Genomic DNA, 23,685 nt, shown 5'->3' with positions numbered 1-23,685 from the left:
CCGCCCCCCACCGATAACACCACCTCCCTCTCCGTCGGCCGCGCCAGTTGTGTATAAGCCACTGGGTTCCCGTTAGCCAACCGGGGGGGGCGGGACCCGCCCGCACCCCCCCCCACAGTGTTGTTGCCGCCCTCGTGAGCGTCGCTATCCGAGCAATCCGCTTCCCAGATAGTCGTTCTCGCTGCATCCCGGCGGAATGAGATACACCGCCGAACCGATCGGCGTCGTCCACTCGTTGAGTGCGTCGAAGTCACTCAACCGCTGTTGGACCGGTAGATACTGCTCGGCGATGTCCCGTTGGAACGCTGCGAAGATCAATCCCGAGTTCGAGGTCTGCCCGCTCTCTGGTGCGTCGTCGTAGTTGTACGCCCGACGGAAGAACTGCTCCTTCTCGTGTGTGCGATGGGCTCTGGCGATGTGTGATCCTGGCGGGATCACCGGAATGCCGAACTTGTCCGTGAGAGTGAAGTCCGCTTCGTCGAATTCGTTGGTTCCGTTGAGCGGAGCGCCATTGGACAAGGTGCGCCCCATGGTGAGTTCGCGCCCCGAGCGGTCGAGTTCGTCCCACGTGTCCATTTCCATACGAATGCGTCGCAGTACCAACGAGGTTCCACCCGCCAGCCACGACTGACCGGCGCCGTCGTGCCAGATCAGTGAATCGAAATCCACTGTTCCCGGAGCAGGATTGACCGTCCCGTCCACCTGGCCCATGAGATTGCGCATCGTGGTTCCCTCAGGCATGGTGCCGCGAGCGTTGCGGAATCCCTTTTGCGTCCATCGGATGGTCGTCAATGATCGGACATTCTTGGTCAGGACTCGCACAGCGTGAGCAATGGTCACCGGATCGTCGCCGCAGATCTGCAACAACAGGTCCGAGCCGCCCCATCGATCGTCGAGTCGATCGATCGCATAGCTCGGCAACGGTTCGAACCAATCCGGTTGACGTGCCTGTAATCCCAGCTTGGAGAACAGGCCAGGGCCGTAGCCGACGGTCACCGTCAAGCGAGCCGGATCCACAGCCAGTTCCCGTTCGGTGTCCGCCAACGCCGGGTTGCCGGCGGTGAGCCGTGACGCATCCTCGGACCACATCTTCATGATTCCGACGACTACAGCTCGATCGGTTCCCGGCAAGAGGTCGAACCCGATGAAGGTGCCGTGCGCTTGCGGCGAGGTGTCGATGCCGGCTTGGTGGACTCCGTAGAACGGTTCCACGAGCTTGCCTGCTTGCTGCTCGTGTTCGCTACGCTCGACCACTGTGGTTGCGCCCCAGGTTATTCCCGCGACGCCGAGCGCGGCGGCGCCTCCTCCGAGAAGGCGCCGCCGGCTGAGAGCTCGGCTGGGCGGGTTCGTGTTCTCAGCCACCGTGATTCGGGTCGTAGTTCTCCTGATTACCGGAGAAGTCGCGAATCTGGGCCGTGAACGTGGTGCTGGAACCGTCGTCGTAGATCAAGGTGAGGTCGGTTTCTGCGCCGGGGAGCAGTGGCGCGGACAGGTCCATGAACATCAAGTGGTCACCGCCCGGCGTCAGGGAGGCGGAACCGTTGGCGGGGACCAGGAAACCGCCGTCCTTGGGGCGCATGGTCATGGTTCCGCCGTCGCCGGTCACAACTTCGTGCAGTTCCAGTCGCGACGACGCGGGGCTGGTTGCCGAGACCACGCGCACGTCCTTGTCGCTGGAGTTGACGAGTTCGGCGAATGCCGCGCTCATTCCTTCCGGCGCCGCCTTGACCCATTGATCCTGAACGGTGATCGATTGTGCAGCTTCGGTTTCCTTGTCGGAGTTGGAAGAACAGCCGGTCAGAGCGAGAGCCGCGGTGAGTGCAACAGCTGCGAATATTTTTGTACGAACAGTCATGTGTGTCTCCGTAATTAGTGAATGGTCAGGTGGTGGCACGGCGTTTGAACGCCGCAATGCACACGTCGATCAGCAGGAAGACGAGAAGGCTGATGCCCAGTAGCGGCACGAACCAGCCGACCAACGCCGTGATCGCGACGAGCGAAACGAGGCTGATCGGAGAGAGGTTGCGGATTCCGCCGCGGGCGGGAACCCGGCCGACTGCCCAGTCGGAACCTCGGGTGGGGCGTCGGCGCCACCACATGATGTAGCCGCGGATCACGACGCTGACCAGCGCGAGTGCCAATGCGGCGAGTGCGATCTGGTTGGCAAGGCCGAACAGCAGACCCATGTGGAGCTGGATTCCCCAGGCCGAAAGTTTCGCTGCGAGTGGCCAATCCGAGAACCACAACTCGTCGGTGACCTTTTGCGTCGCTCCGTCGATTGCGATGGTGTTGTTGCTGTACACCCAGGGCTGACGTGTCTGGGCGACGGTGAACGCTGTCTCGGCGTTCGCGGGTATCGATACTTCGACCGGACCGGTGATCCCGTTGTATCTGGCGATACCGAGGACGGTGTCGACGCGTCCGACGTTGGTGTCTGTCAGCGTGCCGGTGGCGGCGGGGGCCATGTCGTGACCCTCGTGCCCGCCCGTTGCCGGTGGGGGAGCGTCGCCGAGAGTCTTCACGACGGAGGGCGTCGTCCAACTCAGTGCGGTTCTCAGATTGCTGACGTTCTCTCCGGCGTACGTCGACCACGTGAGGCCGGTCGCCGAGAGAAAGACCAATGCAACTGCTATCCAGATGCCGACGACTCCGTGCCAGTTCAGGGTCCGGCTTCGTCCGGTGGACGCTCGATCGATGGTGAGCAGTCGAGCGTTCCGGGCGGTGCGGTATCGACGGAACCAGAGGTAGACACCGCCGAGGGCGACCACCCACATCCACGACGCGGCCAACTCGCTGTAGAGGCGGCCGGGTTCGCCCAGATGAAGATGGCGATGCAGTTGGGAGATCCAGGTTCGCAGTGGCAGTGAACCACTGCTTCCGTACACCGCCAACTCGCCGACCGGCTGTGCGAGCACCGGATCGACGAAGACCGCGAGCCTCTCCGATTCGCCCAGTGACGGATCGGTGAACAGGACCCGGGTGGTTTCTCCGGCGCCAGGCGACGGACGTACTGCCGAGACAGTCAAGTCGGGGCGGTACTGCTGAGCGGAACGGATCTGGTCGTTCAGTGACGCGATCTGTCCGGTGGTGTCTGTCTGGAGGTAGTCGTCGTAAACGAACTTCTCGATGGTGGGCGCCATCGCGTAGATGCCGCCGCTCAGCGCGGCGATGAGAATGAACGGTCCGATGAGGATGCCGGCGTAGAAGTGCAGGCGCAGGATCAGGGGTCTGGCGCCGCCAACCTGCTTCTTCGGGGGAGAACTGTCGTTGGACGCGCGCGTCTGTGCGCGCTCCAATTCGGGTGCGGACATGCGTGTACTCGATCCCGCCGTGCGCCTTTATTAACCGCGGGCGGTTAATAAAGGCGCACAGCAAAGTGGCGCACGTATTCACGTGCGTGAAGTGAAAAGGGAAGGTGAGTTACACGAATGCCGGTGGGCCGCGGGTGCCCAGTCCGGAGGTGAGAAGTTGACGCAGAACAACTTTGGCGCGGTATCGAGTCCGCGCAGTGAACGGCGAGGGTTCAGGTGCCCACGGGCGCAGAAGCACTGCGACGATCGCGGCCACCGTCGACGCCGCCACGACGTACCCGCGTTCTGCGCCGCGAATCAGCACTGCGCACACTCCGACGGCAGCGATGTGCGCCGCAAGCATCGGAAGTGACAGGAGCAGCCCGTGCTGATGATCCGAAGCGATGGTCAAAGTCGCGTGGCCGATTGCTTGACCCGCAGCGAGCATGAGGGCAAGCAAGAGCGCGGGGGAGCGGCGGGTGTCGATGGACGTGACCACCGCGCCGACGCTCGCGCACGCGAGGATCAACAACACCACTGCGCTTTCGGACGGGGCCATGCCGCCGCCACCGAGGGCGTGGGCCGCGACAGAGACCGCGCCGGATGTACCGCCCACGAAGGCGCCGCGCAGCTGCGCGACATCTTTCGGACCCGGCGTCATACGCGAAAGGATACAGGCAGCTACTACGACGGCTAGTAGTCGAGTCCGGCCGCATCGGATTGACGCCGTCGACGGACGCCGTTACGTTCGGCAGACATTCAGGTTTCAATGGGGGAGTGAAATGTCCAGAATGAGATTATTTGCCGTGTCAGCAGTTCTGGGGTTGATGTCATTTTTGATCAACCCACCATCTGTGACTGCCGCGCCAACGGTCTGTCCGGTCAGTGACTACGGCATCGTCTACGCGAATCAATCGTCCACCCCAGCGGTGCGTGAAGCTGCGCTGAACCTGATCGACAGCGCAGGCGTGAGTTGGGTTCGTATCGATGCGTTTTGGTCGCAGATTCAATCCGGGGGTGTTAATTCCTATAGCTGGGGTCCGCTCGACACGGTCGTGAACGAGGCTCTCGCTCACGGAAAGAAAATCATTCTCCTGCCACATACAACGCCGGCGTGGGCTCGACCTGCCGGTGCTCCTGCGGACGACAAGTATGCACCGGCCGACATTTCCAAATACGCAACATTCGTGAACAAGCTTGTTGCGCGCTATGCGCCGAAAGGCATCATGTCTTACGAGATCTGGAACGAACCGAATATCAGTATGTTCTGGAAGGACTCGGTTGCTAATCCGAAACCTAATCCTGTGCGATACGCGCAATTGCTGAAAGCGGCTGCTACCTCGGCCCGCTCGGCGAATCCCTCGATTACCATCATCAGCGGCGGTATGTCACCTGCCGCGGACGCTGCCGACGGCAGCCAGGTCGCGCCGCTCACATTCTTACAGTCCCTGTATACGAATGGTGCACGGTCATCGTTCAACGCTGTCGGTCATCATCCGTATTCGTATCCGGCGCTGCCTACAGACGAACATGACTGGAACTCGTGGTCTCAGATGAGTGTCGAGTCGTTCGCGGGCGGCGGGATCGTTCGGCCGAGCCTTCGCGGAATCATGACTGCCAACGGAGATTCTGCAAAAAAGATTTGGATTACCGAGTTCGGGGCGCCGACAAGTGGGACTCCGGACAGCGTCAGCGAAGCGCGTCAGCTCGAGATCTATCAGTCGGCGATGGCCGACAAGCAAACCAAGCCATGGTTGGGGCCGCTCATCTTCTACCGGCTCAACGACTACGCGCCATACGGAGCAACGACGGATCGAGAGTCGTATTTCGGTGCAGTGAGGTCGGACGGCACCGTCAAGCCGAGTGCTGCATACGTGAAGAGTGTGCTTTGCCCGTGATGCAGGTCGAATGGTACGAGTGATCCGGTCGGACTGGCAGGAAGCCAAAGGGGCGGGCACTTCGCTCGGAAGCCTGGAATCCTGCAGCAGCTGAACACTTGTCCATGAAGGGTGGGTGATCGCCCAGGCGATCGCCCACCCTTTTCTCGTTTGGTACCAAGGGATTTGCCCTGGCATTGCGGAGAGCTGTTTTCGGTGGCAGATGAAGATATATGTGCCGCATATCGTTACGACGTTCGTATTTGCTGAGAATGGCACCGGCGGGGGGACCAAAGTCATCGAAAGGCGGGTGTAACGGTCTGTTGTGCTGTGACGGTATTGAGCAGAGAACGGCAAGCCCGCCAGAGTGATAGCGTCCGAGAGGCTATGTCCGAATTGATTTCGACCTCGACCTAGGAAAACGGTGCGCAGCGATAACAACGGTTCGAATGGCGGAGTCCTGGGGAACAACTCGGGAACGACTAGAGGCGACGGCCTTTTCGACGCGTCTGACGACGGCTATTCAACGTCGATTCGAACTGTCACGTTCACACCACAATTCGACGAACCAGCCGCAAAACCGTTGCCCAGCCAGCGGATGCGCCAGCAGCGGCGTGAAGAGCCGACCGATTTTCGAACCTCGACGCCCAGGCCTATGACCTCCGTCGACGACCTGGACATCATCAAGCGGGCGAAGCGTCCACCCGAACGCGGTTTGGGCAGTGTGTTGTTCAAACTCACCGGCGGTCGCATCAACACTGGGCAGTCGGCTGCCGAACTCGAACACCAAGCTCTGGTGCGCCGAGCCAACCGCACGGTACGCGGCGTGTACAAGATCGCTTTCATCTCGCTCAAGGGCGGTGTGGGAAAAACCACGGCGGCCAAAACGGTCGGTTCGACGTTCGCCTCGATCCGTGGCGATCGGATCGTAGCCATCGACGCCAATCCCGACCTGGGGACTCTGGCTGATCGTGAACGACGTGAACATCATCTGACCGTTCGTGATCTGTTGGCCGACGGCGACATTCGTACGTACAGCGATGTTCGCTACTACACGTCGCAAGGTGACAGCCGGCTCGAAATCCTTGCGAGTGAAGCAGATCCGGAAACTTCGGAGTCGTTCAACGAGCAGGACTACCTCGATACACTGCGGATTCTCGAGGTGCACTACAACATCGTCATCACCGACTGTGGCACCGGAATCATGCACTCGGCCATGTACGGAATTCTCGACGAAGCAGATGCCTTGGTTGTCGTCAGCCCGACGGCGCAGGACGGTGCTCGTAGTGCAGCAGCAACGCTCAGTTGGCTGACCAAACATGGATACGCGGATTTGGTGAGCAGGTCGGTTGTAGCGATCAATTCGACGCGACCGGGTTCGTCTTCGCTCGATCTCGACCAGCTCGAGGACGTTTTCGCTCAGCGTGGAGTGCGCGCGGTCAAGACCCTGCCCTACGACGATCACCTCGGCGAGGGCGGTCCGATCGACTTGAAGTTGTTGAACAAGCGCACTGCGCGGGCATATCTGGAGCTCGTGGCAGCGATTGCCGATGGTTTTCCGGACTCGGTGGGCAAGCACGCTTCTCGCTGAACGTGCTCGCCCCCGAATCTGATCAGCAGGCCGGTGTTCAGGGGTGCCGAAGTATCGCGCCGTAGCCGTCGGCGAGAACCAGGCGTTCATCGATCTGTACCAGTTCGGTTCCGGTCCCGATTGCGATGTAGGGAAGTACGCGATCGGCGGGCCCGATCAACTTTCCGCTCGTGACTTCCTTGTCGTCGGGGTCGGTGAGCAGCAGCGTTTCGACCTTGCCCTGCTCGAGTGCGTCGAGGACGCGTGCGGTCCCGTCGATGGAGAGGCCGGAGTCCCGTCCCTGCTCTGCGACGTAGCGTTCGGTTTCCGTGTCCATTCTGCGCAGGCGCTGCGTGTCGATCAGTTCACGAATCGACTTGGACACCTCGGCCGGTGTCGAACCGACTGAACGCGAACCCTTTTCGACGTCCACCACCCGTAGCGTCGACGGTAGGAGCTGAGCAAAAGCTTTGCGTGACTGTACTTCTCCGATCACGACTACCAGTGCAACCTTGTGTTCACGGGCGAGCGTCGCGGCGCGCTCCACGGCCTGGGTCAGATTCTTCCGGATGTTCTCCTCCACGAGGCTTTGGCTGTCGGTGTACCGCTCCTGACCGCCGACGTGTGCCTTGTGGACCGGGAAGCCGTCGCCGTCGACCGATTCGCCGTACACGTCACGCCCGCGGGCATCACGTACGCACAGGTCTGCGCCAGCGTGGTCGACCTTGGCGATGAGAAATGGCTCGGTGTCGTATCCGTGTGCGATCAGTGGAATCAGGTAGGGCAACTCGCCCAAGGTTGCGATGGTCGATCCGGCAGGTTCGAGCAGAATGTCGTCGATCAGCACGGCCTCCGGCGTGGCGACGATCGCCCGCCCGGCGCGGCCCGAGATTCCGTGATGGTTGTCCTTCACCTCGTCCAGCCGTGCGATCAGTGATTCGGATGCGCCCTGTTTCGAGAGTTGATTGCGCATCGAGCGCCATTCGAGTTCGAAGCGCTCGCGCGCATCCTCCCGGTTGCGGACGTCCTCGAAGTACACGGAGGCAAACGGGCCGTCACTCGAACCGACCTTCTTCAGCCGCCCAGCATGCATGTCGGCTCCCTTCTGTAGTGGTCCTATGCCGCGTACCCGACAACCGGGGATTCGACACGACCGCTTTCAGTTCGCACGTTTGTTCGACTGCTGGTACTGTCTGTGAACGTGAGGGTGGTGCAGAGGGAAGCCTGCATCACCTTCACGCCAAGAACTCGGGACCTGCCGCCGACTGCCTTCGGTGGCAGGCCCCGATTCTGCTTACTCGGCGTCGTCGGCGGCCTTTGATCTGTCGGAACTCTTGCGCCAGTGGGTAAATCGTTCCTTGATGTCCGACGCCACGTCGCCAACGCCGTTTCCGACGGCGCCAACCGCGCCGCCCAGTCCGCTGCCGATGTCGCGCACCATTCGGATCAGAGGGTCTTCTGATTCGTCGAAGTTCTGCTTGTAGGTCTTGGCCGCATTCTTGAACTCGTCGCTGATCTTCGCTCCGTCGTCTTCTCCTCGCCGCGGGTAGTTTCCGCGCAGAATTGCGGCGTAGTCTCCGCTGTCCACCCACTTCTTGAGTTCTGCGGCGCGAAGTACCGAGAACGGGTGCGAGAGCAGTTCGATGTTGAGGAGCTTGAGTACACCGTCGCGGAGGTCGCCGCTGGCGTCGTACTCGGCGGCCTGGGCCAAGAATGCGTCGATGTCGATTTCACTGACGCGGGATCCGCCCGCCAATTTCATCTGAACGCGGATCGCGGTGTGGACGTCCTGCCCGCACAGCAGTCCGGCGCGATCGCCGGACAGTTCGGACTTGCGCTGCCATTCCATGAGGGCCGCGATGATCGCGCGCAGTGCCCACCCGCCGACGGGCAACCAGCCGATGGTTCCGGCAAGTCGCATCAAATGCATCAAGATGGTGCGATACACCGCATGACCGGACAGTGCGTGGCCGAGTTCGTGGCCGATGATGAACCGCTGCTCCTCGTAGTTCATCACGTCCAGTAGGCCGGTCGTGACCACCATGAACGGCTTGTCCATGCCGATGGTGAAGGCGTTGACCATCGGGGTTTGGAGCACGAACAACTCTGGTGTCTCGTCGGCCTGCAGAATGTCGACGCAGTCGCGTCGCAGGTCGTTGAGGTCGCTGAACTGGCGTTCGTCGACTCGTACGGACGTGGCGAGATACATGAGGCGATGCTGACGTTCTTGGAGCAGACCGGACAGCGTCCGCAGAACGGTGTCGAACCCCCGAAGCGTCCGGAGCGTCACCAATGCAGCCCGATCGGCTGGGTGTTCCCACGCACGCGAGCTGATGTCCGGGAACTCGATTCGGGTGCGATCTGGTGCAGTGGTCATGGTGGCCCCTCACTTCGATGTGTGTCGACTCACCTCCAGGGTAACGACTAGTCGGTTTAGCGTGGATTTTCGGCAGTTCATTCGGTCGGTTGAGGAAGCGTGCAATCCGTCACTTTGGGATTGACACCGAAGTAGTTCAGCGGGCCGGCGACGACGGTGAGCGCGATGGTCCCGACCCCGGCGCAGTTGGTCGGCGAACTGCTGTAGTAACCGCGCTGGCCGGCCGCGACGGCCCCGACGATCAGCCAGATCAGAACGATCAGAGTCACAATTCTCATCATGGCGTGCTCGATTCTTCAAATATTGTGGTGCCCAGCGAAATACCCGGTCAGAGTGGGTATGAAACGCTCGGCCGACGGGTATCCACGGTGTATGCGGCTCGAGGCGGGCGTATCCGCCCGAGTGAACGCACTGAAGGAGCTTGTCATGATCATCCTCGGCGTAATCCTGCTGATAATCGGCTTCGTGGTGAACATTCCGATCCTGTGGACGATTGGTGTCGTCTTGCTGGTGATCGGAATCATCCTGTACGCGCTGGGCGCGGCCGGGCATGCCATCGGTGGTCGGCGGCATTACTACTGATCCGGAGTCGGGCCGCCATGCGCATCCATGCCCGCAGGCGCGGTCGGGAGGGTGCGTCGAACGGCACGCGCGATCAACTCCCGAAGGCAGACCTGGCGCAGCGTTCGATGTTGCCAGTCGCTACCGCTACCGGTGACCAACTTGTGGCGCAGCGCCGACTCCACACTCGCGTACTCACCTGTCTCGTCGAGTGAGTCGCGGAGATGGATCAGGAGTCGGCGAAACAGCTCCGTGGCCGAAATTCTTTGTGCGGTAACCGGATCGATCAGTGTTCCCAGGATGCCCTCCTTTGCGGACACCCACGTCGCGATGCGAAGACTCTCGAGAGAAGCGCGCGGTGCGGGCACGCCTTTGTCTACGGCGCGCAGCGCAGTGGCGACCAGAGCACGCACAAGTGTCGCAAGCAGCACGGCGTCGTCGACCGTCGGTTGAACGTCGCAGACCCGGATCTCGACGGTCGGTAGGTGGCAGGACGGTCGGATATCCCAGTAGGCCATCCGCTTGTCGAGCATCACTCCGCAATCCACCATCATCGCGACCGCGGTGTCGAAATCCTCGGCGGTCTCGAAGTACGGCGGCGGTCCGGCGACGGGCCACCTGGACCACTGAACCGCTCGCCAACTCGAGAATTCTGTGTCGACTCCTTGGTGGATACGGGAATTGGCGCTCAGGGCAAGCAAGGCCGGCAGCCAGATGCGCACGTGATTGCACACCTGTACTGCCGCTGCTTGATCAGCGACGCCTACATGGATGTGGCAACCGCAGATGCTCTGTTCGGCAGCGAGGGCGCCGAAGTGTTGCCCCATCTGCCGGTAGCGAGGCGAGTCGCTTATCGCGAAACGCGAAGGCCCCGACAGCGGTGCGCCGACTGCCAACAGTCTGCAGCCGTTCAACTCGGCCGCTTTCCCCGCGAGCCGACGCATGTCGATCAAGTGGGTTCGGAGTTCGTCGACGCTACGGCACACGGGAGAGTTGGTCTCGACTTGGCAGCAGGACAGTTCGAGCTGAAGATCCAAACCGAGTGTCGACGCGGTTTCCGCAACAGCAGCATTGTCGGTGGACGGCAACCACGAAGTCGGGTCGACGAGGATGAATTCTTCTTCGACGCCGACGGTCGGGGCGTTCGATTCGTAGCGGCCAGCGGTGGATCCAGTCGAGCAGGTGGCGCTCATGCTCGCGTCTACCCGGTCGGTCGAAGGCGGAAACAGACACGAGGAAGCCCCGTTCTCGTCGGGAGAACGGGGCCTGTGGTCGGTCTTGCCAACATCTCGGAAGCGTCAACGAGCCCTTGCACACCGTGTGAATCTGGGGACTGGCGTGCCTGGGAAAACGTACTGTGCCGGACTCGGTAAAACGAGACCCCCAGGCATGTCTCACCCCCTATTTCACCCTCGGGTGCGCTTGCCCGCCCACCCGTCGTAGAGGCATGGATCGTGTCCCGAGGGGCCGCCGCCGTGCAGTCTCGGATACCTCGGTGCGGCTTCGCATTTATCGAGCTGGTTTCGGAGAAATGTGAACGCATCTAAACTAACGTCCAGCGTTCGGATTGTTTGAAGTTTTGACGAAGTTCGAGCGACGGCGGGACGGCCGATATATGACCAGTTAATTGCGTGCACAGTATTGATTGAAGCTCTCGAATTCCTGAACTGGTATTGCGTTCGATCAGCGGAAATCACTAGTGGTTACATGTGAATTCCAAACCTGGGGAGAGGCGCCAAGGATAGTGGTGCAATCGATTCGTTATCGCGGTCGAATGTCCAATAGAGTTGCACATCTTCTGTGTCGAGACTTCGTCTACCTCGCAGTCTCTGGTCGGTTCTTTCGCCAGGATTATCCACCGGAATTGATGCGATCAGAAATTTTTCTCAAAAATTACCCACCTACGAATTAGGAACTATTCGTACGTTGTGGACAATGGCAATATCGCAAGTGAGGCTGTTATTTGCGGCAATTTGCTCACATCTTGCTGGGTGGGGCATTTGCAGTCGAAGTGTTGCGTGGTCGAGAAATAATCCCATTGATGCCTTACATTAGGAATTGCAAGATGCACGTTTCATCCTCCAGTGTTAAACGAAAGGACGAACGCAATGGGTAGCTTGGAAGATTTCGACATCGCGACACTTCTTCAGAAGGTCGTCGCATTCTTCGACGGATTCTCGTCGGACGAGACTGACCCTCCCACGGGCTAAGACTTACCGAAGCCGCTGCGCATCCTGGTGACACCGGATGCGCAGCGGTTCTCTGTATCCGGCCCTCTCCACGGGCGAGGCAGGAGTCTGCGTCCGTGTGTTTGACCCGCCCAGTGCGCTCTAGCTGGTTGCATCCTTCTGGATCAAGAGCATCGCGTCGTCGACCGGATCGAAGTACAGAGCCGGGTCGGCAACCAGTGCAGCCTCGTCACCATGAGTTTGCATGGTGACAACCCAGGCACGATCGTCGTGTTCCACGTAATAGGCACCCGCGAGGACCCCGATGGAGCTGCCGCCCTTGAATCCGCCGTAGGTGAACCATTTCGCGGACTCGTCGCTGAGCGCCGGATCTTCGGCGAGTATGTCTCTAACGGGTGCACCGCTCTCGGTCTTCGCCATCCCTTGCAACGAGACCAACGCGGCACGCAGGTCGGCGGGCGAGGCGAACCAGTCGATGTCGAAAGGCCATGCGGGGGTGGTGAATGCTGACGCCGGGATGTCCACCAGACCACCCGGCAGCGCCGCGAGTATCGCTCGACGCTCATCAGGAGTTCCGTCGCGCCAGGCGATACGTTGCGCGCCTTCGTTGCCCCAGCCGAGTTGGAACAGCGCGCGGGTCGGCTTGAGCGGGATGTTGAGCGAAGGATCTGCCATGCCCATCGGCGCGAATTCGGCTTCGACCTGCTCGCGCCCGACAGCAGCGATCAGCATGTCGGTGGCGGTGTTGTCGCTGATCGAGATCATCTTGCCGGCGGTTTCCCGGACCGTGACTTCAGTTCCCGATGGCAGGTCCTGCATGGTCCCGCCGGGCATCGATTTGAGGTCGTCGGTGATGGTGAGCTTCTGATCCCAGGAGAGTGTCCCGTTCTCGACAGCCGTCGCGACAGCGCCGAGAACGTACAACTTGATCGTTGACCCTGTCGGCTGGGGTGAGGTGTCGCCGACACTGAAGACTGCGGCGTTCTTTCCGCCGGTGACCTCGGTGACGGTCAGATTGGTCGGCGCGGGAAGCGCTTTGACAGCTGCCTCCAGTTCTGGCCACGATGCGGCCGGCACGTGATCGTCCTTGGTCGGGGTGATCGCCATTCCCAGGATCAGCCCGCGGCCGTCGACGACGACGTTGATGTCGAACGCACCGCCGGTGGTGCTGGTGATGGAAACCGTGCCGTCGGAGTCACCTCCCTTGTAATTCACTGTTGTCCAGGGCTGTCCGGCTCGGATCGAGTCGAAGTCCGGAGGCGTCAGGACGACGGGTGCGGTGGGCCCGAAGTGCTCGGCGATTTCTTCCTGGGTCAAGGGCGTGCTCGTGTTGAATGCACTGAGAAGCCAGGTGATCTGCTTGCCGACGGCGCTGTCAGGGATCGTGACCGCCGCGGGTGCCGGGGTGGTGGAGGCCTTTGTGCTGTTTTCGGAGGTTTGTGCAGAATTGGTCCCGGAAGTACATGCGGCGAGGGCGAGTACCGCTGCGGAGGCAAGTGCTACCAGCGTGAGCGGGCGACTCTTCCTGCGGGTGTGTTCGACATTCATGGACACATTCCATCAGCATCTTCTTCGGTGCGCGTCCGTCTGAGGTGTAGACATACTCCGCCTGAAGTACTGAATTGGCTCATCCTCGAGTACCGTCAATTACTTGTTGTGGTTACACGCATATCGACGCTGGACAAATGGGAGAAAGCCTGCACCCGAGAAACTTTCGCGAGGATCGAGAGAGTTAGTTTTTGTTCGCGGCCAGGAAGGACGATTGCATCGACAGCGCTGCGATCTCTTCGGGGAGATCAGGAATCCGGCGATCGTACAGTTCTGCCAACTCGACCGAGCTGAAGCGTCGGACAGTCCAATTGTGTTCAGTTAGCCACTCGCCCGGATCGGATCGTGTGTCGCTGTAGAACAGTTGCGAGATGTCCAGGTCGCCGAACGGGTTCTTGGCAAAGTACTTGGATCTGATGGCCGCCAGCTTGCTCGGGTCGGTTCCGGCCGGAAAGTCGTTCACCGCCAAGCGACTACCGGTGGACGAGAGTTCGTCGATCCGCTCGAACAGGGCATCGTGGGCTGGGCCGGGGAGATAGGCGAGCAGGCCTTCTGCCGACCAGGCCGTCGGTTGGTTCGGATCGAAACCAGCCTCCTCGAGTGCGGTCGGCCAGTCGTTGCGCAGATCAGTAGGCACAGCGCGTCGATCGGTCTTCGGCTGGGCGTCGTGTGCCGCGAGCACTTCGTCCTTGAACTCCAACACCTTTGGCTGATCTACTTCGAAGACCGTCGATCCTGCGCTCCAATCCAGCCGATACGCACGTGAATCCAAGCCTGCCGCAACGATTACCGACTGCTTTACTCCGGATTCGGTTGACGACAGGAAGAATTCGTCGAAGAATCTGGTTCGTAAGCCCATGAAACCGCCGAAGGGTGTGTCATCGAGGAGTGCGGGATTTTTCAGAAGAGCTGTGAAATGTGGCTCGGCTGCGGCTTCTACGAACCACGACGCGAACTTATCTTCGATGATCGCGTCCGGACGGGTGCTTTCCAATGCGCGGAACGTTGCCACTGCCAGCGCGGTGAGTCCGACGCTACTGACGATGTCCCACGTATCTCCATCGCTCCGCATTGTCTGGGTGTCCTTCCGCTCTTGACGACTGAGCCGAACTCTCTCGACCTTACGCCCGTGTGACCCCTCGTCGTCTGGAACGGAACGGTCGGACTTGGAACAGATAGTACAAGCTGGCTAGATCGAAAAATTCTGCAGTGCAAAGCGTTCGGTTTGGATCGCCACCCTGCCAGGAAGTTGCCAGGTTAGTGCCAGTGGACGGCAAGGATGCAGGACTTCACTGGTGTGTGCCCCATTCAGGACGTCGAGAGACAGTCTCGAGAAATCTACGGAGAGTGAGGTCAGGGCAGCCAGAACCAATGGCAAGGCCGGCAAGATCAGGCACCCGCGCCGACTGTGAACCCCTTCCCCGGACTATTTGGTTCCAGTTGATCCCTCGGACTGCACAACGAATTCCCGTCGAGAAAGAGAGAATGTGAGCCCATGCTGCAGGAAGGCTCGTTGGAGGTGCTGGTCGCCGCGGCACGGAGCGGTAGCCGTGAGTCCATGACCGGCTTGTATGCGGCGTTTCGTCCGATGGTTGTGCTGCGGTGCCGCGCCGAGCTTGATCGGGCCGTCTCCGACTCCGCCGCGGATGCCGCGTGCGTCGCGGTTCTCACGGCAGTGTGCAACGGATCGGAGACGAATCAGCCTTTCCTGCGCCTGTTGTACGCGCGAACGAGCGTCGCGATCGCTCGGGCGGCATCCGACGGGTTCAGCGGTGGGCCGCTTCCGCCTCCGACAGCCCTTCCTGTTGTCGAACGCGACGTCCTGGTGCTGCGGTTGATCGTCGGCCTCGACAACAAGGCGACTGCAACATCGCTTGCCCGTACGCCCGACCAGGTGTCACTCGACCTGCATCGGGCGCTACAGCGACTGCGAAAGTTGCGTTCTCCGAATGCAATCAGGGAGATGTTGGTATCCACCTGAGGGTACTCGGAGTTCGCAGATTCAGGCGAGAACGGAACCCGTCCTTACTGGCCGGCGATGTATTCGATCGACGGTCCGGCAGTCCAGCCACCGTCGACGGCGATCTCGGAACCCGTTGTGTACGAGGCATCGTCGGAAAGAAGGTACGTGACCGCACCGACCAACTCTTCCGGGCGACCGACGCGGCGATACGGATTGTTGGGGAATGTGCCTTCTTCGAGGCTGATGCCCGTCGGTGCAGTCATGGGCGTCAGGACCATGCCGGGGTGAACCGAGTTGACCCGGATCTTGTCGCGACCGAGTTCGACGGCAGCAATCTTGCTCAGTCCTCGCACGCCCCACTTGGCTGCGCCGTAACCGCTGGTCAGAGCCATGCCCATCAGGCCCGCGGCCGAGGAGATGTTCACGATGGATCCGCCACCGGCGGCCTTCATGAACGGGACCACCGTGTGGATGCCGGTGTGTACGGACACAAGGTTGATCTGGATGATCCGTTGGAATGTTTCGAGGGGCTCATCGGTGACAGTCTGGCCGGAAGCGGAGATTCCGGCGTTGTTGACCAGTCCGTTGATTGCGCCGAACTCGGACACTGCAAACTCGGCGGCGGACTTCCACGATGCCGGGTCGGTGACATCGAGATGAACGTAACGCGCTGCCTCGCCGAGAGATTCGGCTACCGCTCGGCCGTCGTCGTCCAGGATGTCGCCGATGACCACGCGCCCGTTGCCTGCGACGATGCCGCGCGCAAACGCTTCACCGAGGCCGCGGGCGCCACCTGTGACGAGAACGGTTTTTCCGGAGAGATCTTGAGTCATGATTGTTCCTTACCTGTTGGGTGCGCGAGATGCGACGTCGAAAATGCGTCGAGCGCGCGGTTGATTGCCGTGAGTGCAGGTGTTCGGCGGTCTGCCATCTCCCGCAGTGCTGCGACCACAGCGAGCGTCGATTGACCCGCCGCTGCAGTAGTGTCGAGCGAGGTTTCCGGTCGATCGATCAGCCGGGCAACTTCGGGGCGAATGAGCTCCATCGTCTCGAAAGTCGCTGATTCCCACACTCTCCGGAGTGCGGCATCACCGAAGATGATCGGCATCAGGGATCGAGTCATGTCTTCGAAAGACTCACCGACCGAGGCGACGAAGGCGTTCCGGACGGCCCGCGCCAGTCCGGAATCGTGTGGCTGCTCACCAAGTGCAGCGGCGAGACTCCGGTTCCCGTCGTCGAGCATCGGCCAGATGCTCTCCTCTTTGGTGGCGAAGCAGCGGTAGAACGTTCGCTCGGAGATTTCCGCGCGCTCCGCGAGCTCGGCGATGGTTGTCGAAGTGTCACCGCGTTCGACGAAAGCGGCAGCACAACTCTGCGAGACGCGGAGAAGCAGTGCGGTGCGGCGGGCTGTTGCCATATCCGCACTGTACCAAAAGTGGCAGAAACTGCCACAAATGGTGTCGGCTGGTCAGCCGGCGTTACCTTCGACGCCGGAAACCTCCTGCTCAACTGCGTTCTTGAGGTTCAGGAGCGTCTTGCGGATGTTGCCGCGCTGAAAGTCGGCGAACGTTTTTCCTCCGGTGGCAATTTTGTCGAAAATCTCGGCGGCGAAGTCCGGCCAGCCGCGTCTGTCGTCGGTCCACGTTTCGGTAACTCGGGTTCCGTCGGGCACCGGTGAAAATCGGTACTGCCAGGTTGCGATGGAGGCGGGGATCCGGGGAGTGCCGAGGCCGATCTTGTGGACACGGAATTCGAAGAGCTTCCCGGCGTTGGCAGCGGTGACTGTGCATCTCGTGGTCCACTGCGCGCGCCCACGCTTGTTGTGCCCGTCGAACTCCATGCCCAGGAAAGCGCTTTCGCGGTCTCCTCGCAAGGTTGCGCCTATGTTTTCGGGACTCCAGGCACCCATACGAGTGGGATCGCTGATGAGCTCGTAGAGGGAGAGCGCGTCGGCGTTGACGACGATGCTGTCGGAGACGGTAAGTTCGCGAGCCATTTCGGTTTCAGTTTCTTTCTGTCGAGCGTGTGTGAAACGAGTACGACGATCGGTGGTATCGGTCAGTTGTCTTTCAGTATCACTTGCTTGTCGATTCCGACTACTGGCGTTCGTAGGAGGGCCAACGGCTCGGCATACAGCAGTTCCTTGATCTCATGGAGCGTGCGTCCACGAGTTCGAGTCAACGTGCGTGCGTAGTCGACCGCTGTCGAAAGTACATCGTCCGCAGCTGCGACTTGATCTACGAATCCTGCTGACATTGCCTCGATTCCGCCGTACCGCCTACCGGTGACGAGTGCGTCGTGGACTGCGCGTGTCGGAAGACGTGCTGCAAGTAGGGCGATGCTTCCAGGTGCGTAACTCGCGCCGATAGTGATCCCTGGCAGGCAGAAGAAACCGCGATCCTCACGCATCACGACGTGATCGTGCGCGGCGGCCAGAATTGCACCACCGCCGAAGGCATGTCCCGGAATCGCGGCGACGGTGGGCATCGCAAACGTCAACATTCGTGCGAACAAGATTTGAACGCGGTCGATGTACCCGTTGACCTGATCGGCGTTGTGCAGAATCCAATCTGTATCCAGCCCAGTGGAATAGAACTTGCCCACAGCTGTCGTGACCAGCGCTGCCGGACCGTCGAAGTTCTCGACTTCGGTGAGGAGTTCATCGACCTGGTCGAGCCACCGGGGATTGAACGGATTCGGCGTATCCGGCTCGCCTTCATTACCCAGATGAAGGACAAATACTTCTCCGACGCGATCCAAATACGGCATATCGGGCGACAATACTGCGGAGCTGGATCAACCGTGCGGTTTCAGTTGGATCTTGACCGCGCCTTCCTGCTTCTTCTGGAAGATCTCGTAGGCGTGTGGCGCCTGATCGAGAGGCAGCTGATGAGTGGAGAAAGTGTCGACGCCGAGGGGGTCGTCGTCAGTGAGCAAGGGCATGATGTCGTCTACCCACTTCTTGACGTTCGCCTGGCCCATCCTGAGCTGAATCTGCTTGTCGAACATGGTCATCAGCGGCAGTGGATCAACCATTCCGCCGTAGACACCGATCAGAGAAATGGTTCCCCCGCGCCGAACGATGTCGATGGCCGAATAGACGGCACCGAGGCGATCGATCCCTGCGGTGCGCATCGCAGGCGCGGCAAGAACATCGGGAAGGAGTCCGACGAACTGCTGCGCGAGCTTTCCGATCGGAGACCCGTGCGCTTCCATGCCGACAGCGTCGATCACCGAATCGGTTCCGCGTCCGTTTGTCGCGTCTCTGACAGCATCGCCGATCTTGCTGCCGTAGTCGTCCAGGTTGAGGGTCTCGATACCGCGTTCGGCAACGCGCGCAAGGCGTTCGGGTACACGGTCCACGCCGATCACCCGAAATCCCTTGTGATGTGCGATGCGAGCAGCCATGTCGCCGATCGGTCCGAGGCCGAGGATTGTCACGGATCCACCCGGCGGGATGTCGGCGTATTCGACCGACTGCCAGGCAGTGGGAAGCACGTCGGAGAGATAGACGAATCGTGAATCCGCCGGACCTTCGGGAACTTTGATGTGTGTGAAGTGTGCCTGCGGGACTCGTAGGTATTCAGCCTGACCACCTGGCACCGATCCGTACAGCTCGGAGAAGCCGAACAACGCGGCGCCCGTTCCCTGATCGCGGACCTGAGTCGTCTCACACTGGGTATAGAGACTCGAATCGCACAGGAAGCAATTGCCGCACGAGATCTGGAACGGGATCACGACGCGATCGCCTATCTCGAGATTCGTGACATCCGACCCGACTTCTTCGACGATGCCCATCGGTTCGTGACCGAGAATGTCGCCTGCATTCATGAACGCACCCAAAGTCTCGTACAGATGCAGATCCGATCCGCAGATGTTCGTCGTGGTGACCTTGATGATCGCGTCGGTGGGCTCGATGATCGTGGGGTCAGGAACCGTATCGACGCTTACTTTCCGTTTGCCTTGCCAAGTCACTGCACGCACTGGGATCGACCTCTCATCGTGGAAATGCTGTTCTCAGTCACCTGCCCGAAAGTGCTGAAATGCAAACAAAATCGGTGAGGGTTGCGGGAAGTCCTGAGAGCGTTAGATTGAGGGGGAGGTGGGCCGAGGCTCCGGTAAGGCCGTACGCCGTATGACTGACACGACCAGATGACTGACACGACCAGATGACTGACACGACCAGATGACGAGGATGACCGCATGACCGAGAAAGACAACAACGACCAGTCACCCAAGGGTGGGCACCCAGGGCCCGTGGACAAGGGCGGCGACGGCGGAATGGCAACTCGCGAACAGGCACCTGAACTGGTCGAGGAGACCTCCGACAAGAAGTCTGGCGACGAGTAGTTTCTTTTTACTCCGTGTTGGGTAACAACGGGGATAGGCCGCATCGGACCGTCCCGGAATCAATGCGGGCGAGGTTCCTCGAGGTTGAGCAGCCAGCCACGGGAACCGCCTTAAGCAGATCCCTCAACCCAGTCGTCATTCAACCCTGTTGTCATTCAACCCTGCAACAGCAAGTGATCGAATCGGGTCCGCAGTGGTGTCGGAACCTGGAAGTCGTCCAGCGTCCGAACTATCAACTGCTCCGCAACATCCCTGAGTTTCACGTTGGTCTCTTGAGAACGCCACACGAGGATGTCGAAGGCGCGATCGGCCGAAATGCCGTAGATCACCATGAGCATGCCTTTGGCTTGCTCGATCACTGCGCGAGAAGCGGTGATTTCGTTGACCAGTTCGTCGACCGATGCCTTTACGGTGCTGTCCAGGGTTTCGGTGACGTCGATGTAGAAGCCGGAGCTCCCCACCACTTCACCTGACTCGGCCACGACGCTGTCTCCGACGACGATTACCGAGTGCGTGTCCCCGGCAGTGTCGATGATGCGGTGCCGGCTACTGAACGGGCCGCCTGAAGTGCGGATGGCGAGCAGTGTCTGTGCAACGTGTCTTCGGTCGTCAGGATGCTTGTGCGAGAGCATCAATTCAGTCGTGGGGTCTACTTGTCCGGGTTCGTAGCCGTGAATCCGTGCAACTTCGTCCGACCACTCCCATCGGTCGCCGCTGCGGTGATAGAGAAACCCGCCCACTCTGTGTGGAGCCCCCGATTCCGAGGTCTGTCCCAGCCCGTCCTCACTTACCACCCACGCCCCCTCGTTCTCGACCTCGTCCCAACCGGCGTACTCGCCCGTTAGTTATATCGGACAAATCCGGCGGAGGTGGTGTCGGTCCCATATTTCGGAGCAGGGGTCTGGGTCGCTACCGCACGCGTTGGCGAAACGGCGCTCGGAGCGCTTGGCGACGGAGTCGAGTCACTCGCGGGTGAAACGGTGTTGCCGCTGTGTCCATTCGGTGATTGCCGCGGCGATTGCGGAAGGCTGATCCTCGGGGGCGAGATGCCCTGCGGGACCGCACTCGGTCACCTCGAGGTTCGCGATGTTCGATCGGCTCCACGCGACTTCGTCGGGTCCGATCATGAGAAGGTCGGCGGGGCCGCTGAAGGTGAGAAGGAGTTTGGGTACCTCGGTGCTTTCCGCGAGCCATTCGCTGTACGCCGATACACGTGCATTCACTTCAGCAGGACTTCCATCGATGGGGAAGGATCGTGGCCACGCGAGAAGGGGTCGGCGACTCTCACGCGAGGGGTAAGGAGCACGATAGGCGTCGACATCTGTTTTGGACAGACCGCCGAGAACTGTTCTGTGAAGCGCGATTTCGAGGAAGAAGTTCTCGTCGAGTACCTTCGTCTCGCCTGTCCCAGGGGCCCTCAGGGCCTCGACTCGTGCTCGTGCGTCTCGCGGGAAGTGCTCATCCCAGGTCATCGGACGGAGGATCGTTTCGAACAGTGCAACACCTCGGACGCGATCGGGGTGGCGGGTAGCCCAGTCGAGGGCGAGGGCTCCTCCCCAGTCGTGCCCGACGAGTACGACGTCGTCGAGCTTCATCTCGTCGAACCAGGCATCGAGGTAGCGGGCGGTATCGAGGAAACCGTAGTCGATTGCGGGCTTGCCGGACGCGCCCATTCCGATGAGGTCGGGAGCAAGTGCGCGGCCGATATTTCCTATGTGTGGCAGTATGTTTCGCCACATATACGAGGATGTGGGATTTCCGTGGATCAGCACGAAGGGTGTGCCTTCGCCGCACGAGCTGTAAGCCATGGTCGAGTCGAGCACGGAAATTGTGGGCATTGCGACTCCTCAAATAGTTTCCATATACTCTAATTGAGATAGTAGCCATGTACTCTATATGTATGCAAGATCGAGAAACATGGACTACAGGGTCGCTGGTGTGGCATCTTGCCCTGCGCTGGCGGGCGGGAGTGGACAGAGCGATCGCGCATCTCGGGTTGACTCACGCCCAGTATTCGGTGCTTGCGTCACTCCACGGACTCGTGAGTGAGGGGGAGAGGCCAAGTCAGCGAGAACTTGCCGCACAGACAGGGTTGCAGCGAATCTACATATCCAAGCTCGTGCGAGCTTTGGAGAAGGGCGGATTTGTCGTCAGCGAACGTGACAGTCGTGATGCTCGCGCCGTTCGCCTCGATCTCAGCGACGAGGGAAAACGGGTTATCGTGTTCGCCAAAGACATTGTCCGCGAATTGGACGCGGAAAATACTCGCGTACTGACAAAAGCCGGCGGACGTGAGCTTGCCGAACTCCACCGCGCCCTCGGTGCGTTGCTCGACGCCACCGAAGTAGAAGATGAATGAAGCCCTGGTCCACTTTGTGCCGCAACCGATGTGGTCGTGTGTGGTCCGGGCCGTCGGAGTTCGTTGGGGGACCGACGGAAGCGTCGATCCCCCAACGAGATTTGCTGTCTACCGGTCGATCGTCACGGCGTCACGTTGATCGGCGAGGCTGACGCGAACTGAAGTGTGCCCGACATCGTTGCCGTGCCAGTGGCCGCGGCGGGGCAGACGGGCCCGGTGCCGGTACGCGTGTAGTTCACTGTGCCGGTGTTGCTTGCCACGACGCGCTGGTTGGGAACATCGAACGGCAGCGGTCCGATGGTGCTGGCCCCGACAGTGACTGTGCACGTGGATCCGGGCATCGTGACGATTGCGCCTCCTGCAGGAATGACGAGGGATCCCTGAGCCGATCCGGTGTCTGCCGAGACGTTCAACAGCCACGAGCCGGAGGTCGTGACCACAGCGGGTAGACCGTTGGCTTTGCATCCGGTCAGGCTGGGGGTGCCGATGCTGACGTTGACCCCGCCGATGCCGGTGTTGGAGTTACCCGGCGCGGCTGGGATGGTTCCGGAGCCCGTCGTACTGGTGCAGGTAAGGGTGATCGTTCCTGTCTTGATGCTGAGATTGCTACTCGAAGCAGTCACGGCTTGACCCGCTGGAGTGACGACGGTCGAAGCCAAGGCGGTGCCGGCTGCGACTGCAATCGCGGCTGCGGCGGCAGCCGTGACGATGGTGGTGCGGCGAACTGCATGGGACATCGATATCTCCTTGTTGTCGGTGATACTTCGTGAGTCGCCGGTGCTTGCTCTATTGCGTCCGCAGGCTGTCGGCGCCGATGTTGAACACATCGCTTGTGGTGGTCAAAGAGTTGTGACCACTTGAAGACGGAACGTTGGCGCGAAGATTGACGGCCCAATTCAATGCGCCGAACAGTCCGCATCCAGATGCGCCTGGTACCGCGAACGTCTGGTCGGCGTGCGTCACGTTTCTGACGGCGGCGGTATCCGGAAATCCTGGGACTTCCTCGAGGACACCATTTTCGGACACTCCGAGTTTGAACATGATCGGGTTACTCGCAGAACCTAGATAGCAGTTTCCGCCGAGCAAAGGGTTGGAAATCTTCAATCTGGCTGGAAGTGTGACGCCGAGTTGGAATGCGTCGACTGTCGGCAAGGCGACCGGCTCGACAGTCGCCTTGATCGTGGTCAGGCCGCCGGGAAACGGTATACCGAGTCCGAAGATTCCGCCCGGCACTTCGATGGGGGTCGAGTAGACGCCTTTGGTGCCGTCATTAGGAGGAATGAAGATCTGGTCGAACCCGAATTCTGCGTCGGGGTTCTCGCGATAGGCGACACCGCCGGCGATATTCAACGAGCCGGAAGGAATCGGTACCTTGAGGCCGTTGATGTTCATTTCGCCGCCTTTGACTACGACGTCGACGCAGGTGCTTGTCTCCGGATTAGCTATCGGGCACTTTCCCCAACCTCCGAACGGTGCGTTGGGCAGCGGGGCCGCCGTCGCGGTTGACACCGCCCCGAGAGTGAGGACTCCTGCTGCGACGACAGCGAGCAAGGTCCTGAATCGTATTGTGCGCATGGACAAGTGATCTCCGTTCGAGGTGA

The 23,685-nt window shown here is 60.5% G+C and carries 25 protein-coding genes; 6 read left to right on the top strand and 19 right to left on the bottom strand.

Features of this window, described 5'->3' with window-relative positions:
* Positions 1-144 precede the first annotated feature (144 nt).
* From ACFT1A_RS21950 to ACFT1A_RS21935, 4 genes are all read right to left on the bottom strand, one after another.
* A complete protein-coding gene (locus ACFT1A_RS21950) occupies positions 145-1,362 on the bottom strand; it encodes a Dyp-type peroxidase (protein ID WP_378448749.1) in 1,218 nt (405 codons plus the stop codon).
* Positions 1,355-1,855, bottom strand: a complete 501-nt coding sequence (locus ACFT1A_RS21945; RefSeq protein WP_019747182.1) for a copper chaperone PCu(A)C — start codon at positions 1,853-1,855, stop codon at positions 1,355-1,357. The genes ACFT1A_RS21950 and ACFT1A_RS21945 overlap by 8 nt, the downstream gene beginning before the upstream one ends.
* Positions 1,856-1,880: 25 nt before the next feature.
* Entirely contained in the window at positions 1,881-3,311 is a 1,431-nt protein-coding gene (locus ACFT1A_RS21940) for a PepSY-associated TM helix domain-containing protein (RefSeq protein WP_378448748.1), read from the bottom strand.
* Positions 3,312-3,420: 109 nt separating this feature from the next.
* Complete coding sequence (locus ACFT1A_RS21935) at positions 3,421-3,951, bottom strand: hypothetical protein (RefSeq protein ID WP_029254615.1); 531 nt, start codon at positions 3,949-3,951, stop codon at positions 3,421-3,423.
* 268 nt (positions 3,952-4,219) lie between these two features.
* Between ACFT1A_RS21935 and ACFT1A_RS21930 the strand changes: the two genes are divergently transcribed.
* Positions 4,220-5,188: a cellulase family glycosylhydrolase gene (locus ACFT1A_RS21930; protein WP_378448747.1), complete on the top strand. Its 969-nt coding sequence runs from the start codon at positions 4,220-4,222 to the stop codon at positions 5,186-5,188.
* Between the two features lie 634 nt (positions 5,189-5,822).
* Positions 5,823-6,758, top strand: a complete 936-nt coding sequence (locus ACFT1A_RS21925; protein ID WP_230815042.1) for a MinD/ParA family protein — start codon at positions 5,823-5,825, stop codon at positions 6,756-6,758.
* A gap of 37 nt (positions 6,759-6,795) precedes the next feature.
* Here ACFT1A_RS21925 and ACFT1A_RS21920 read toward each other — a convergent pair whose 3' ends face one another.
* From ACFT1A_RS21920 to ACFT1A_RS21910, 3 genes are all read right to left on the bottom strand, one after another.
* Positions 6,796-7,830 carry a hypothetical protein gene (locus tag ACFT1A_RS21920; protein WP_378448746.1) on the bottom strand — a complete coding sequence of 345 codons (1,035 nt, stop codon included), beginning with the start codon at positions 7,828-7,830 and terminating at the stop codon, positions 6,796-6,798.
* 201 nt (positions 7,831-8,031) lie between these two features.
* Entirely contained in the window at positions 8,032-9,114 is a 1,083-nt protein-coding gene (locus ACFT1A_RS21915) for a M48 family metallopeptidase (protein WP_378448745.1), read from the bottom strand.
* 77 nt (positions 9,115-9,191) lie between these two features.
* On the bottom strand, positions 9,192-9,395 hold the full coding sequence (locus tag ACFT1A_RS21910; RefSeq protein ID WP_378448744.1) for a hypothetical protein: 204 nt from the start codon (positions 9,393-9,395) through the stop codon (positions 9,192-9,194).
* Between the two features lie 145 nt (positions 9,396-9,540).
* Here ACFT1A_RS21910 and ACFT1A_RS21905 point away from each other — a divergent pair, with 145 nt between their 5' ends.
* Positions 9,541-9,696: a DUF6131 family protein gene (locus ACFT1A_RS21905; RefSeq protein WP_003945912.1), complete on the top strand. Its 156-nt coding sequence runs from the start codon at positions 9,541-9,543 to the stop codon at positions 9,694-9,696.
* Here the strand turns inward: ACFT1A_RS21905 and ACFT1A_RS21900 are convergent.
* The 3 genes from ACFT1A_RS21900 to ACFT1A_RS21890 form a co-directional block, all read right to left on the bottom strand.
* A complete protein-coding gene (locus ACFT1A_RS21900) occupies positions 9,690-10,868 on the bottom strand; it encodes a glutamate--cysteine ligase (RefSeq protein ID WP_378448743.1) in 1,179 nt (392 codons plus the stop codon). The genes ACFT1A_RS21905 and ACFT1A_RS21900 overlap by 7 nt on opposite strands.
* A gap of 1,137 nt (positions 10,869-12,005) precedes the next feature.
* Entirely contained in the window at positions 12,006-13,412 is a 1,407-nt protein-coding gene (locus ACFT1A_RS21895) for a serine hydrolase (RefSeq protein ID WP_378448742.1), read from the bottom strand.
* A gap of 184 nt (positions 13,413-13,596) precedes the next feature.
* Complete coding sequence (locus ACFT1A_RS21890) at positions 13,597-14,484, bottom strand: class I SAM-dependent methyltransferase (protein WP_378448741.1); 888 nt, start codon at positions 14,482-14,484, stop codon at positions 13,597-13,599.
* Between the two features lie 423 nt (positions 14,485-14,907).
* Here ACFT1A_RS21890 and ACFT1A_RS21885 point away from each other — a divergent pair, with 423 nt between their 5' ends.
* Positions 14,908-15,393 carry an RNA polymerase subunit sigma gene (locus ACFT1A_RS21885; protein WP_378448740.1) on the top strand — a complete coding sequence of 162 codons (486 nt, stop codon included), beginning with the start codon at positions 14,908-14,910 and terminating at the stop codon, positions 15,391-15,393.
* Between the two features lie 44 nt (positions 15,394-15,437).
* On the opposite strand, the gene ACFT1A_RS21880 is transcribed toward ACFT1A_RS21885, so the two are convergent.
* The 5 genes from ACFT1A_RS21880 to ACFT1A_RS21860 form a co-directional block, all read right to left on the bottom strand.
* Complete coding sequence (locus ACFT1A_RS21880; protein WP_378448739.1) at positions 15,438-16,208, bottom strand: SDR family oxidoreductase; 771 nt, start codon at positions 16,206-16,208, stop codon at positions 15,438-15,440.
* Positions 16,205-16,792: a TetR/AcrR family transcriptional regulator gene (locus ACFT1A_RS21875; protein ID WP_378448738.1), complete on the bottom strand. Its 588-nt coding sequence runs from the start codon at positions 16,790-16,792 to the stop codon at positions 16,205-16,207. The genes ACFT1A_RS21880 and ACFT1A_RS21875 overlap by 4 nt, the downstream gene beginning before the upstream one ends.
* 51 nt (positions 16,793-16,843) lie before the next feature.
* Positions 16,844-17,371 carry an SRPBCC family protein gene (locus ACFT1A_RS21870; RefSeq protein WP_378448737.1) on the bottom strand — a complete coding sequence of 176 codons (528 nt, stop codon included), beginning with the start codon at positions 17,369-17,371 and terminating at the stop codon, positions 16,844-16,846.
* 62 nt (positions 17,372-17,433) lie between these two features.
* Positions 17,434-18,144, bottom strand: a complete 711-nt coding sequence (locus ACFT1A_RS21865; RefSeq protein WP_378448736.1) for an enoyl-CoA hydratase/isomerase family protein — start codon at positions 18,142-18,144, stop codon at positions 17,434-17,436.
* A 27-nt stretch (positions 18,145-18,171) separates the two neighbouring features.
* Positions 18,172-19,359: a zinc-dependent alcohol dehydrogenase gene (locus ACFT1A_RS21860; RefSeq protein WP_378448735.1), complete on the bottom strand. Its 1,188-nt coding sequence runs from the start codon at positions 19,357-19,359 to the stop codon at positions 18,172-18,174.
* Between the two features lie 219 nt (positions 19,360-19,578).
* On the opposite strand from ACFT1A_RS21860, the gene ACFT1A_RS21855 reads away from it, so the two are divergent.
* On the top strand, positions 19,579-19,725 hold the full coding sequence (locus tag ACFT1A_RS21855; protein ID WP_283306116.1) for a hypothetical protein: 147 nt from the start codon (positions 19,579-19,581) through the stop codon (positions 19,723-19,725).
* A 155-nt stretch (positions 19,726-19,880) separates the two neighbouring features.
* Here ACFT1A_RS21855 and ACFT1A_RS21850 read toward each other — a convergent pair whose 3' ends face one another.
* Positions 19,881-20,519 carry a PAS and ANTAR domain-containing protein gene (locus ACFT1A_RS21850; protein WP_378448734.1) on the bottom strand — a complete coding sequence of 213 codons (639 nt, stop codon included), beginning with the start codon at positions 20,517-20,519 and terminating at the stop codon, positions 19,881-19,883.
* A 168-nt stretch (positions 20,520-20,687) separates the two neighbouring features.
* The gene (locus ACFT1A_RS21845) at positions 20,688-21,563 is read right to left on the bottom strand and encodes a haloalkane dehalogenase (RefSeq protein WP_378448733.1); all 876 of its coding nucleotides are present in this window, start codon (positions 21,561-21,563) and stop codon (positions 20,688-20,690) included.
* 62 nt (positions 21,564-21,625) lie between these two features.
* Here ACFT1A_RS21845 and ACFT1A_RS21840 point away from each other — a divergent pair, with 62 nt between their 5' ends.
* Complete coding sequence (locus ACFT1A_RS21840) at positions 21,626-22,084, top strand: MarR family winged helix-turn-helix transcriptional regulator (protein ID WP_378448732.1); 459 nt, start codon at positions 21,626-21,628, stop codon at positions 22,082-22,084.
* A 122-nt stretch (positions 22,085-22,206) separates the two neighbouring features.
* Here ACFT1A_RS21840 and ACFT1A_RS21835 read toward each other — a convergent pair whose 3' ends face one another.
* Positions 22,207-22,821 carry a hypothetical protein gene (locus ACFT1A_RS21835; RefSeq protein ID WP_378448731.1) on the bottom strand — a complete coding sequence of 205 codons (615 nt, stop codon included), beginning with the start codon at positions 22,819-22,821 and terminating at the stop codon, positions 22,207-22,209.
* Positions 22,822-22,870: 49 nt separating this feature from the next.
* The gene (locus ACFT1A_RS21830) at positions 22,871-23,659 is read right to left on the bottom strand and encodes a hypothetical protein (protein WP_378448730.1); all 789 of its coding nucleotides are present in this window, start codon (positions 23,657-23,659) and stop codon (positions 22,871-22,873) included.
* Between the last annotated feature and the right edge of the window lie 26 nt (positions 23,660-23,685).

The organism is Rhodococcus sp. NPDC057135 (assembly GCF_042670865.1).
Classification (GTDB): Bacteria; Actinomycetota; Actinomycetes; order Mycobacteriales; family Mycobacteriaceae; genus Rhodococcus_F.
This window is presented reverse-complemented; position numbering and strand designations above follow the sequence as displayed.